Origin of the sequence: Streptomyces sp. NPDC050560 (assembly GCF_044457285.1) — a bacterium.
In the GTDB taxonomy this organism is placed as follows: domain Bacteria; phylum Actinomycetota; class Actinomycetes; order Streptomycetales; family Streptomycetaceae; genus Streptomyces.
This window is the reverse complement of the sequence record NZ_JBITGT010000020.1, coordinates 97,305-110,111: the sequence shown is the minus strand read 5'-3', so window position 1 is coordinate 110,111 and position 12,807 is coordinate 97,305. Positions and strand designations below refer to the sequence as shown.

8 protein-coding genes are annotated in these 12,807 nt (G+C 72.5%); all 8 read left to right on the top strand.

Annotation, left to right across the window (positions count from 1 at the left end):
- The first annotated feature begins 113 nt into the window (after positions 1-113).
- The gene (locus tag ACIBIW_RS33500) at positions 114-1,892 is read left to right on the top strand and encodes an ABC transporter ATP-binding protein (RefSeq protein WP_399341777.1); all 1,779 of its coding nucleotides are present in this window, start codon (positions 114-116) and stop codon (positions 1,890-1,892) included.
- Positions 1,889-3,619: an ABC transporter ATP-binding protein gene (locus tag ACIBIW_RS33495; RefSeq protein WP_399341775.1), complete on the top strand. Its 1,731-nt coding sequence runs from the start codon at positions 1,889-1,891 to the stop codon at positions 3,617-3,619. Before ACIBIW_RS33500 ends, ACIBIW_RS33495 begins: the two co-directional genes overlap by 4 nt.
- The gene (locus ACIBIW_RS33490) at positions 3,616-4,383 is read left to right on the top strand and encodes a thioesterase II family protein (RefSeq protein ID WP_399341774.1); all 768 of its coding nucleotides are present in this window, start codon (positions 3,616-3,618) and stop codon (positions 4,381-4,383) included. The genes ACIBIW_RS33495 and ACIBIW_RS33490 overlap by 4 nt, the downstream gene beginning before the upstream one ends.
- A 129-nt stretch (positions 4,384-4,512) precedes the next feature.
- Complete coding sequence (locus ACIBIW_RS33485; protein WP_399341772.1) at positions 4,513-5,721, top strand: cytochrome P450; 1,209 nt, start codon at positions 4,513-4,515, stop codon at positions 5,719-5,721.
- A gap of 57 nt (positions 5,722-5,778) precedes the next feature.
- Positions 5,779-7,620, top strand: coding sequence for an asparagine synthase (glutamine-hydrolyzing) (gene asnB / locus ACIBIW_RS33480; protein ID WP_399341771.1), 1,842 nt, complete (start codon positions 5,779-5,781; stop codon positions 7,618-7,620).
- A 16-nt stretch (positions 7,621-7,636) separates the two neighbouring features.
- Entirely contained in the window at positions 7,637-9,214 is a 1,578-nt protein-coding gene (locus ACIBIW_RS33475) for an ABC transporter substrate-binding protein (protein WP_399341769.1), read from the top strand.
- Positions 9,211-10,257: an ABC transporter permease gene (locus tag ACIBIW_RS33470; protein ID WP_399341767.1), complete on the top strand. Its 1,047-nt coding sequence runs from the start codon at positions 9,211-9,213 to the stop codon at positions 10,255-10,257. Before ACIBIW_RS33475 ends, ACIBIW_RS33470 begins: the two co-directional genes overlap by 4 nt.
- A complete protein-coding gene (locus tag ACIBIW_RS33465; RefSeq protein ID WP_399341765.1) occupies positions 10,254-12,800 on the top strand; it encodes an ATP-binding cassette domain-containing protein in 2,547 nt (848 codons plus the stop codon). The genes ACIBIW_RS33470 and ACIBIW_RS33465 overlap by 4 nt, the downstream gene beginning before the upstream one ends.
- Positions 12,801-12,807 lie beyond the last annotated feature (7 nt).

Genomic DNA, 12,807 nt, shown 5'->3' with positions numbered 1-12,807 from the left:
TAATTGAAATGATTTTCGTTTTCAATGATCGTCATGCGTTGACTTGCGGCACTCCCCTCCCTAGCCTGCATGACGGAATGAATATCATTTCCAATAGGGGCGAGGGCAGACCGATGACACACGAACCGCCGCCCACCGGGCATCCGCCCCTGGTCGAACCGGGCGCGCTGAAGACGCTCATCGCACCGGTGCGCGGGACGCTGATTGTCGGCGTCGTCCTCGCGGGCCTCTCGTCGGCCTGCGCGCTGCTGCCGTACGTCGCCGTGGCCGAGGCCGGGCGCACCCTGCTCGCCCACGGCACCGATGACCCCGGAGCAGTCTGGGCGTGGGTGGTCACAGGAGTGGCGGGCGCCGTGCTGCGCAGCCTCCTGTACGTGGGCGCCACCCAACTGTGCCACTACGCGGACGCCGAGTTCCGCTACAGGACCCGCTCCCGACTGGCACACCACCTCGGGACACTGCCGCTGGGATGGTTCGCCGCCAACGGCTCGGGCGAGGTGAAGAAGGCGGTCTCCGACGACGTCCGCCAAGTGCACACCCTGGTCGCCCACGCCGCCGCCGACCTGACCTCCGGCGTGGTCATGCCGCTCGCCGCCGCCGTCTACCTGTTCATCGCCGACTGGCGGATCGCCCTGCTGGTGGTCGCGTACGTCGCCGTGACCCTCGCGGTGCTCGTGCCACGTATCCAAAGCGGCTTCCAGCGCAACATGGACGCCTACAACAAGGCGCAGGGCGACCTCACGAGGGCCACCGTGGAACTGTCCGACGGCATCGAGGTCATCAAGACCTACGGGGCGACCTCCCGCACCTTCCGCCGCTTCACCGACGCCGCCGACCGGCTCACCACCGTGTGCCTGCGGTGGATGGACGGCATCGGACGGCCGACCAACCTCATCAACACCCTGCTCTCACCCGCCACCATGCTGGTCTGGATCGCCGCGGTGGGCACCGCGTTCGTCGCATGGGACTGGGCGGGCCCCGCCACCGTACTGCCGTTCCTCGCGGTGGGTGTCGGGCTGCCCAGCACGGTGCTGAACGTCGCACAGCTCGGCTACGCGATCCGTGACGCGCAGTTGGGGGCCACCCACATCCGGCGGGTGATGAGCCACGCGCCGCTCGCCGAGTCCGAGCGGCCCGCCCTCCCCGACGGCAACCGCATCGCCTTCGAGGACGTCAGCTTCGGCTACGGCGGGGACGCCCTCGCGCTCCGGGACGTCAGCGTCACCCTGGAGCCCGGCACGGTCACCGCGCTCGTGGGCCCGTCGGGCTCGGGGAAGACGACGTTCGCCCGGCTGATCCCCCGGTTCTGGGACGTCACGTCGGGCCGCATCACCCTCGGCGGCGCCGACATCCGGGAAATCCCCACAGAGAAGCTTCTCGGCACGGTGGCGTTCGTCTTCCAGGAGGTGGTGCTGCTGCGCGCCACCGTCCGCGAGAACATCCGGCTCGGCAGGCCGGGAGCAGGTGACGACGAGGTCGAGGCCGCGGCGCGCGCCGCGCAGATCCACGATGTCGTCACCGCACTGCCCGACGGCTACGACACCGTGCTCGAAGACGGCGAGGGCGAGCTGTCCGGCGGGGAACGGCAGCGGATCACCATCGCACGGGCCATCCTCCAGGACGCGCCCGTGGTGATCCTCGACGAGGCCACGGCCCACGCCGATCCGCACAGCGAGGCACGCGTCCAGCAGGCGCTCAGCGAACTGGGCCGGGAACGGACCGTCCTGGTCATCGCACACCGGCTGCACACCGTCGCCGACGCGGACCAGATCCTCGTCCTCGACCACGGGCGCCTGGCCGAGCGCGGCCGGCACATGGAGCTACTCGCCACGGACGGGCTCTACGCACGGCTCTGGCGCTCCCAGGAGAGCCTTCAGGAGGCGGGACTGTGATCATCCGCAAGGCGGAGGAGCTGATCGGCGAGCCGAGCGGCATGCGCGGGCAGGTGGCGGGCTACGTGATCGCCGGGATCTTTCAGGGCGTCACCTTCGCAGCCCTCATCCCCCTGCTGCGCGCCCTGTTCGCGCAGGACGCGGACCGCGCCGCGGCATGGCTCGCCGTCGCCGCCCTCGGCGCCCTGGCATCCGGCGTCGCCCTGTGGGTGACGTCGGGCAGGGGGTACGCGGTGGGCATAGAACGCAGCGGCATGACGCTCGCCAAGAAGCTCGCGCGACGGGTGACGCAACTGCCGCTCGGATGGTTCACCAATGTCTCCTCGGGCCGACTGCTGACCGCGATGGGCGGGGCGCAGAGCTTCGGCAACTTCCCCGGCCTGGTGCTACAGCAGATCACCCTCACCGTCACCGCGCCCGCCGCCGTCGTCGTCATCACCGCCTTCGTGGACTGGCGCCTCACCCTGGCCTTTCTGATCCTCACCCCCGTGGGCCTGCTGCTCTACCGCCGGGTCCAGCGCACCGCCGCGGTGTCGCAGGCCGACGAGGCGGCGTCGCTCTCCGAGGTGTCGAGCCGCGTACTGGAGTTCGCCAGGGCCCAGGCGGTGCTGCGGGCCGCGGGGCGCACCGTGGCAGGGTGGGAGGCGCTCGAAGCGTCGCTGCGCGCCGATCGGTCCGCCACCGTGCGCGGCCTCAATCGCGAAAACGCTCCACTGGCCTGGTACATGGTGCTGGTCGAGGCCGCGTTCGCGCTGGTGGCGGTGGTGGCCGCCTGGCTCGTGCTGGACTCGCGCACCGCGGTGGCGGACACGATCGCCGTCCTGCTGCTCGCGGTGCGCTTCACCGAACCGGTCTCCCTGCTGGCTCCGTACGGGACCGGTGTCCAGTTGGCCTCGACCGCCCTCGACAGCATCTCCGCCATCATGCGCGTCCCCTCCCTTCCCGCTCCTCGCTCCCCACGCGAACCCGCGCACTCGGGGGTCGAGTTCGACGCGGTCGGCTTCGGCTACGGGGACAAGCCGGTGTTGCGCGACTTCAGCCTCTCCTGCCCGCCCGGCAGCATGACCGCGCTGGTCGGCGCCTCGGGGGCGGGCAAGACGACGGTGACCCGGCTCGTCGCACGGTTCTGGGACGTGAACTCGGGTGCGGTGCGCATCGGCGGAGTGGACGTACGCGACATGGACCCCGGCACCCTGATGCGACAGGTGGCCATCGTCTCCCAGGACATCTATCTCTTCGACACCACCATCGAGGAGAACGTCCGCGTCGGACGCCCCGACGCCACCGACGCAGAGGTGCGTGCCACGGCCGATGCGGCCAGGCTCACCGAGGTGGTGACCCGGCTGCCGCTGGGCTGGGCCACCCCTGTGGGCGAGGGCGGCTCAGGACTTTCAGGCGGCGAGCGCCAGCGGGTGGCCATCGCCCGCGCTCTGCTCAAGAACGCCCCGCTCGTCCTGCTCGACGAGGCGACCGCCGCGCTCGACGCCGAGAACGAGGCGGCGGTCAGCGCCGCGCTCGGCGATCTGGCGCGGGAGCGGACCGTCCTGGTGGTGGCCCACCGGCTGTCAACCATCGCCGCCGCCGACCAGATCGCGGTGCTCGCGGACGGCGGCGTCCGTGAACGGGGCGGCCACAGGGAACTCGTCGCCGCGGGCGGCGCGTACCAGGCACTGTGGGCGGAGCGCAGCCGCGCGGCCGTCTGGCGGCTGCGGAAGGACGCCCCGTGACCGGTCCGCTCCCGCCCACTGCCCCCGCATCGCCGTGGCTGCGCCGCCCCCGCCCCGACACCGCCCCGGGAGTACGGCTGCTGTGCCTGCCGCACGCCGGAGGGACCGCGTCGCTCTACCGCGCCTGGGCCCGGCTGCTCCCGCCCGCTGTCGAGCCCGTGCTGGTGTGCCCGCCGGGCCGCGAGGAGCGGCTGCACGAGCCCGTGCCGCGCGACATACCCGCTTTCGTCGACCAACTTGCCTACGAGGTCGCGCCGTTGTGTGACCGGCCCTGGGCGGTGTTCGGGCACAGCATGGGCGCCGTCATCGGGCACGAACTGGCCCTGCGGCTGATCGCGGGCGGCGCGCCCCCGCCGACGCGTGTCTTCGTCTCCGCGCGCGAGGCACCACAGTTCCACCGGCCCGGCACGGTCCACCTGCTGGACGACGACGGTCTTGCCGCCGAACTCGCGCGCCTGGGCGGCACTCACCCGGAGCTGTTGGCCATGCCCGAGGTGCGGCAGATCGTCCTGCCCGCCGTGCGCGAGGACTACCGTCTCGTGGAAACCTACGCGGCGCGTCCCGCCGCGCTCCTGCCCTGCCCGGTGACGGCCCTTTACGGCACCGAGGACACCGAGGTGACGGCGGCACAGGCCGGCGGATGGGGGCGCTGGACCGATGGCCCCTTCGAGCTGCTGAGCTTCGCCGGGGGGCACTTCTACTTCTCCGAGGACCCGGGCCGCATCGTCGCGGCCGTCAGGCGCCGCCTCACCTCTCAGGACTGAGACCCCGGGCCCATGCGCGACGACGCGCCACATCGGCCCCCGCCACCGCTCTCGCGACTCGTCCCCCACCGCCCGCCTCCGTCCAACCGCCCGTATCGACGACGCATCCGACCGACAAGGGGACGCCCGATGACCCACACCACAGAACGCCTTGTCCTGGGCGACGACTTCATGCACGATCCGCACGCCACGGCCGCCGCGCTGCGGGAGCGGGGCCCCGTACTTCCCGTGGTGCTGCCGACTGGGCTGCCCGCCTGGCTCGTCACCGGGTACGCGGAGGCCCGCGACCTCCTCACGGACGGCCGGCTCAGCAGCGACGGCGTCTATGACCGCCTGGAGCGGCTGCGCGAGGCCGCGGACGGCAAGCCCAGCTCCTTCTCCGCCGACTTGGCACGGCACTTGCTCAACACCGACCCGCCGGACCACACCCGGCTGCGCACACTGGTCAACAAGGCGTTCACGCCCCGTACCGTGGCACGGCTGCGCCCCCGCATCGAAGAGATCGCGGACGAGCTGCTCGACGGCCTCGACACCGACCGTCCCGTGGACCTGCTCGATGCCTACGCGTACCCCCTGCCGATGATCGTGATCTGTGAACTGCTCGGCATCCCGCAGGACGACAGGGAGGCGTTCGGCGCCTGGTCCAACGTGCTGGTGTCCACCGCGCCCCCCGAGGAGATCGGCGCCGCCTCCGCGTCCATGGGGGGCTATCTCGCCGAGCTGCTCGCACACAAGCGGACATCTCCCTCCGATGACCTGCTGTCCGCACTGGTGGCGGCGAGCGAGGAGGGCGACAGGCTCAGCGTGCCCGAGCTGATCGCGATGACCTTCGTACTCCTCATCGGCGGCTACGAGACCACCGTAAACCTCATCGCGAGCGGCGTCCACGCGCTGCTGCGCCACCCCGGCCAGCTCGCCGCGCTCCGCGCCGACCCGGGCCTGCTGCCCGACGCGGTGGAGGAGTTCCTGCGCTACGAGACACCCAACAACCTCTCCTCGCCGCGCTACACCACCGAGCCTCTGAGCGTCGCCGGCGTCGAGATCCCCGCCGGTGACTTCGTGGTGATCTCCCTGATGTCCGCCAACCGGGACAGCGCCCGGTTCCAGGACCCGGACCGTCTTGACGTCCACCGTCCCACGGGAGGCCACCTCGGCTTCGGGCACGGCATCCACTTCTGCGTGGGCGCGCCCCTGGGGCGCATCGAGGGGGAGATCGCGATCGGACGGCTGCTGGGCCGCTTCCCCCGCATCGAACCCGCGGTCCCGCCCGGGGAGCTGACGTGGCGCGCGAGCACCGCGATGCACGGACTCCATGAACTCCCCGTCCGGCTCGGCTGAACGAGCCGCGCCCCCCGCCAGGCACCGACCTCCTCCCCTCCCCAGCAAGGACACCTCATGTGCGGCATCACCGGATGGGTCGCCTACGACAGCGACCTGACACGACACCAGCAGGACATCGACGCGATGACGGCCACCATGGCCGACCGCGGCCCCGACGACAAGGGCACCTGGGTGCGGCGCCACGCCGCTCTGGGGCACCGGCGCCTCGCCGTCATCGACCCGCCGGGCGGTGCCCAGCCCATGACGGCCACCACGCCCGCCGGGGCCGTCGCCCTGGTCTACAGCGGGGAGACGTACAACTACACCGAGCTGCGCGACGAACTGCGCGGCCGTGGACACCGGTTCACCACCGCCAGTGACACCGAGGTGGTGCTGCGCGGCTACCTCGAATGGGGTGAAGGACTCGCCGAGCGGCTGAACGGCATGTATGCGTTCGCGGTGTGGGACGAGCGGGAGGACAAGCTGGTCCTGGTCCGCGACCGCATGGGCGTGAAGCCGCTGTACCTGTACCCGACGCCGGACGGCGCCCTCTTCGGCTCGGAACCCAAGGCGATCCTCGCCAACCCCCGTGCCCGGCGCGTGGTCGACCTGGACTGCCTGCACGAACTCATCGGCTTCACCAAGGCCCCCGGCTGGTCCCTGTGGAAGGGGATGACGGAGGTCGAGCCCGGCACGGTGACCACGGTGACCCGCGGCGGCATCCGGCACCGCGCCTACTGGACGCTGCCCACCTGGGAGCACACCGACGACGCCGCGACCACCGTCGCACGGGTGCGCGAGCTGCTGGGCGACACCGTACGCCGCCAGTCGGTCTCCGACGTGCCGCTGTGCGCGCTGCTCTCCGGGGGCCTCGACTCCAGCGCGGTGACCGCGCTCAGCGCCCCGCACTCCCGCGGGCAGGGCGGGCGTCCTCGCACGTTCTCCGTCGACTTCGCCGGGCTCGAAGCGAACTTCAGGCCCGACGAGATGCGCGACACCCCCGACTCGCCCTTCATCCGGGAGGTGGCCGACTTCGTCGGCACCGACCACCGCGACGTGGTGCTCGACTCGGCGCGGCTCGTCGATCCCGCCGTGCGCCGCGCGGTACTGCGCGCGCGTGACATGCCCATCGGTCTCGGCGACATCGACTCCTCCATGTACCTGCTGTTCCGGGCGATCCGGGAGCGGTCCACGGTCACCCTGTCAGGGGAGTTCGCGGACGAGTTGTTCGGCGGCTACATCTGGTTCCACCACCCCGCCGCCCGGGACGCGGCTACGTTCCCCTGGCTGGCGTTCCAGAACGCGCACACGACGGATCGCACCGCCCTGCTCAGGCCCGAGGTCAGGCGGCGGCTCGACATACCCGGCTACATCGCCGACCAGTACGCGGACGCGGTGGCCCGGGTGGAACATCTCGACGGCGTCCCTGACCTGGAGCGCCGCATGCGGACGGTCTGCCACCTCCATCTGACGCGTCTCGTACGGGCCCTGCTCGACCGCAAGGACCGGATGTCGATGGCGGTGGGCCTTGAGGTGCGGGTCCCGTTCGCCGACCACCGGCTCGTCGAATATGTCTACAACGTGCCCTGGGCTATGAAGAGTTCGGACGGCCGGGAGAAGAGCCTGCTGCGCGAGGCGGTCCGCGGTCTGCTGCCCGCGTCCGTGGTGGACCGCGTCAAGAGCCCGTACCCCACGACCCAGGACCCGCTGTACGCCAAGGCGCTCCAGGAGCAGGCGCGTGAGGTGCTGGCCGCGCCAGGCAGCGCCGTCTTCGATCTCGTCGACCGCACCTGGCTGAAGGGCGTCGTCGCCTCCGAGCCCGAGCGGCTGCCCAGTGACCAACGGCTCGGCCTCGAACGCGTACTGGACCTCCACCACTGGTTCGACATGTACCGGCCCGAGCTTCAACTCGCCTGAAACGGGAGTAAGCGCAGTGAACAGAGCACACATATCCCGCCGCGCCCTGCTGACCCGGTCCTTCGGCGGCGCGGCCCTGCTGGCCGCGGGCGGCCTCACCACCGCCTGCTCGGGCTCGGACAGCCCCGCCGCGGCCGCCACGGGCAGCGCCAAGCCGCGCCACGGCGGCCGGTTGCGGGCCGCCTTCACCGGCGGCAGCGCAGAGTCCACCGACGTCGTCCAGGCGACGGCCACCGTCGTCGACTACGTACGGGCCCGGCTGGTGTGGGACACCCTGGGCGACCTCGACGACGGACGCCCGGTGTGGCGCGTCGCCGAGTCCGTCGAGCACAACGCCGACGCCTCACAGTGGACGGTCCGGGTCCGCGACGGCATCCGATTCAGCGACGGCGGCCCGCTCACCGCCGACGACGTGCTGTTCAGCCTCCGCACCCTCGCCACCCACCCGGGCGGCCAGGCGGGCCTGCTGGCACGCGTCGACTTCGGGGGCGCGCGCCGACAGGACAAGAGGACCCTGACACTGCCGCTCAAGCAGCCCGACGGGTTCTTCGACCTCGCCCTGGCCCAGTCCATGTTCGTCTTCCCCGACGGCACCAAGAACCTCGGCAAGGCCCCCGGCAGCGGCCCGTACCGCCTGTCACGGTGGGCGGCGGGCAAGAGCAGCCTGCTGAAGCCCCACCCCTCCTACTGGGACGCCGACCGGGGCGGCCCCTACCTCGACGAGATCGAGATCTTCTCCGTAGCGGACGCCTCCGCACGCCTGAGCGGCCTGAAGGCAGGCCAGTTCGACTACGTCGGAAGTGTGCCCCTGCCCTCGGCGCGGGCCGAGCGTGCCAACGACGCGGTCCGCGTCCTGCTGCCGCCCAAGGAGCTGTGGAACGAACTCGCCTTCACCATGAACCTGGACATGCGCCCCTTCACCTCCGCCGACCTGGTCAACGCGGTCAAGTACGCCATCGACCGCGAGGCCATGGTGAAGCTCGTCACCCTCGGATACGGCGAGGTCGCCGACGACGCCCGCGGTATGCACCAGCCCTGGTACGCCGCCGACCTGCCGAAGCGCGAGCACGACCCCGAACGGGCCAGGTCCCTGCTGCGCCGGGCGGGTCTCTCGACGCCCGCCCTCACCCTGCGCACCTCCGACTTCGCCTACGGGCTCGTGGAGAGCGCCTCCGCGTTCATCCAGCAGGCCAAGGACTCGGGGCTCGCGGTCAAGCTCGACAAGGTCGCGGCCGCCGACTACTACACGGACATGGGCAAGCTGCTGCACACGCCGCTGCAAACCTCCTCCTACTCCCCCATGCCCCTGCCCCTCGACCTCGCCAACTACTACGGCAGCCAAGCCACTTACCCCTTCACCGGGCGCGCCCCCAAGGCCCTTGAGGGACTGCTCGCGGCCATGCGGGCGGCCACCACGGACGAGGCACGCAAGCGGACCGTGGCCGACGTGCAGCACTACCTCTACGACCACGGCGGTGACGCGATCTTCGCCAGGTTCCCCTCGGCCGCCGCGGCCACCCCCCGGGTGCAGGGCGTCAAGGCCCTCGGGTGGGCCGAGTACCCCTCGCTGCGCGACGCCTTCCTCAGCGAGTGAGCGCCGCACCCGAGGCGGGCACCGCACCCGGCCCCCGCGCACCGACGCCCCCGGGTCCTGCCGTGCCCAGGACCCGGCGCGGCCACCCGCTCGCCGCGCTGGTGGCGCGCAGGCTCGGGGCGGCCGTCGCCGTGGTCCTCGTCGTCTCGGTGCTGGTCTTCCTGGCGACCGAACTCGCACCGGGCGACGCGGCCACCGCCCGGCTCTCCCGCACCGGCGGCGGCAGCCCCGCCCAGCTCGCCGCGCTGCGTCACACCCTCGGCCTTGACGTCCCCATGGCCAACCGGTACTTGCGCTGGCTCGGTGATGCGCTCCGTGGCGACCTGGGAGTCTCGTACGCGCAGGGCCGGGCGGTGACCTCGGTCATCGGTGACCGGGCGCTCAACTCGCTGGTACTCGGGGTGGTGTCGGCCGTCGTCCTGGTGCCGTCGGCGCTGGGCCTCGGACTGTGGTCAGGCAGGCGGGCGGGCCGCGGCGCCGACCGTGCCGTCTCGGCGTCGGTCCTGGTGCTGGTGAGCGTGCCCGAGTTCGTCATCGGCACCCTGCTGGTGCTCTGCTTCGCCACCGGACTCGGCTGGCTGCCCGCCGTGTCGGCGCTCTCCGCAGGGCAGAGCCCGCTTGGTCACCCCGCGCTCCTCGTGCTGCCGGTACTGACCCTCGTCTCCTCCTGCCTCGCGCAGAACGTGCGCATCGTGCGGGCGGCGACCGTACGCGCCGAGCGGGGGGATGCCGTTGAGGCGGCGCGGCTCGGAGGGGTTCCCGAGTGGCGGGTCCTGCTGCGCTGGGTCGTGCCCGCGGCGGTCGTCCCCGTCATTCCGGTGATGGCCCGCTATGTGTCCTATCTGCTGGGCGGCACCCTGATCGCGGAGACCCTTTTCGGTTACCCCGGCCTCGGCGCACTGCTCGTGGACGCCTCCGCCGGGCGCGACGCTCCGCTGGTCCTCGCCGTCTCGGTGCTCCTCACCTGTGTCACGGTCGCCCTCAACCTGGTGGCCGACGTGCTGTCGGTCCTCCTCAACCCGGCCCGGGGAAGCGGAACATGAGCAGAACGCAGCCCGGCGCCCGCGCGGTGCCGACCGACCGGAAGCACGACGACGTCCCCGACGAGGTCGGCCGAAGAAGGGCCCGCGGGAGGCGGGCGGCGAAGTGGGCCGTCGGTGCCGTCCTCGGACTGAGCCTGCTGGTGGCCCTCGTCGGCCCCGATCTTGCCCCGCACGACCCGGGCGCCGCCGTGGACATCCCCTACGCCCCCGCCGGCGGCGCGGCGCCGCTCGGCACCGACCACCTCGGCGCCGACGTGCTCAGCCGGGTGCTCACCGGCGGACGCCCCCTCGTGATCACCGCGTTGTGCGCGCTCGTCGTGGCGTACACGGTGGGCGGGGTCGCGGGCGCGGTGGCGGCCCTGCGCGGGCGCTGGGTGGAGTCGGCGGTGATGCGGCTGGTGGATGTGCTGATGAGCATGCCCGCGTTCATCATGCTGAGCGTGCTCGTCGTCGCCACCGGGCGCGGCACCACCGGAGTCGCCGTCGCCACGGTGGTGGTGCTGGTGCCCGACATCATCCGCATGGTGCACGCGGTCACCCGGCAGGCGCTGGAGCACGACTACGTGGAAGTGGCGCAGGCACGCGGCGAGTCACTGTGGTACGTCGTCCGACGTGAGCTGCTGCCCGGCGCCCTTCCCCTGCTGGGGGCCGACGCGGGCGTGCGGTTCGTCGGCGCGGTGTTCACCGTGGCCACCGCCGCGTTCCTCGGCTACGGGGCCCAGCCGCCGGCGTCGGACTGGGCGCTGATGCTGATGGAGAACCAGCCAGGGCTCTCCCTCCAGCCGCTGGCCGTGCTGGCGCCCACCGCCATGCTGCTGCTCATCCTCGTATCGGCGAACGCCCTGGTGGACCTCCTCTCACCGGACACCCGCGCACCCGTCCTCGCGCCTGTCCACGGCCCGGACGCGTCCTCGGTTCCCGTGCTCCCTTACGGAGAGGAGGCCGTCCTGTCCTGCCGGGGGCTGTGGATGGAGTCCGCCGAGCAGACGGTGCTGCGCGGCGTCGATCTCGATCTGGCGCCGGGGCGCATCCTCGCGCTGGTGGGCGAGTCGGGCAGCGGCAAGACCACCCTGGCCCTGGCGCTGCTCGGCGGTTCGCGGCCCGGCGTCCACCGCACCCGCGGCGGTGTACGCCTCGACGGCGTCGACCTCTGGGGGCTCGGCGCGCGGGAGCTGCGCTCGCTGCGCGCGGGCCGCACCGCGTACGTACCGCAGGACCCGCGCACCTCGCTGGCACCGACCCTGCGGGTACGCGCCCATGTGTCGGAGTTGCTGAGGGCCGCGGGCGTTGCGCGCGGCGAGCGCGGACCACGCACCCGTGAGGCGCTGCGGCTCGTGGGGCTGCCGGACGACGAGGGGTTCCTGGCTCGGCGGCCCCATGCGATGTCGGGCGGTCAGCGTCAACGCGTCGCGCTGGCCGGGGCCCTGGCGTCGCGACCCGCGGTGCTCGTCCTCGACGAGCCGACGAGCGCCCTCGACCCCGTCACCTCCGCCGCCCTCCTCAGGGATCTGCGGCGGCTCGCCCAGGAGACGAGGGTGGGGGTCCTGCTCGTCACCCACGATCTCGCGGCCGCCGCCGAGGCCGCCGACACCGTAGCGGTGATGTCGCACGGCCGTGTCGTGGAGGTCTCGGCGACGGCCGACCTCCTCGCCTCGCCGACCACGCCGGTCGGACGCTCCCTCGTCGAGGCGGCCCGTCAGGCCGGCACCACGCTGTCCGCGCCACCCGGGGAACGCCGTACCGCCTCGGGCCCCTCCAAAGCTGCCGCCCTTTCGCTTCGGGACCTGTGCGCCCGCCACGGCCGCCGTGGCCGCACCGTCCTGAGCGGCGTCGGCCTCTCGGTCGCCGAGGGGGACTGCCTGACGGTGGTGGGCGCGTCGGGCAGCGGCAAGACCACCCTGCTGCGCTGTCTCGCCGGGCTCCACTCCCGATGGGACGGCGAGGTCCTGCTTGCGGGCGCGCCCCTGGGGCGCACCGTCGGCGACCGGGACCGGGCCACGCTCGGCACCCTCCAGCTCGTACCGCAGAACCCGTACGACTCGCTGAACCCCGCCCACACGGTCGCCGACATCGTCGGCCGGCCGCTGCGGCTGTTCGGCGCGGCCGACGCCGCGGCGGTCCCCCGCGAGGTCCTGGGGCTGCTGGACCAGGTGGGTCTCGACGGCTCGTTCCTCTCCCGCCGCCCCTCGGCGCTCTCCGGCGGGCAGCGCCAGCGCGTCGCCCTGGCCCGCGCGCTGGCGGCCCGGCCTGACGTACTGCTCTGCGACGAGCCGACCAGCGCGCTCGATCCGACCGCCGCCGCCGCGGTGGTACGGCTGCTGGACTCCCTGCGGCGGCAGCGCGGCGTGACGCTGGTGGTGGTGACGCACGACCTCACCATGGCGCCGCGCCTCGGTGGCCGCCTCGCTGTGCTGGACGAGGGCCTGGTCGTGGAGCACGGGAGGGTGGAAACCGTGCTGCGCGCCCCGCGCCATCCGGTGACGCGGGCCCTGCTCGGCAGCGTGCCCCGGCTGGAAGGCGCCAAGAGTGTCCCGGCGCCGTGACGGTCCA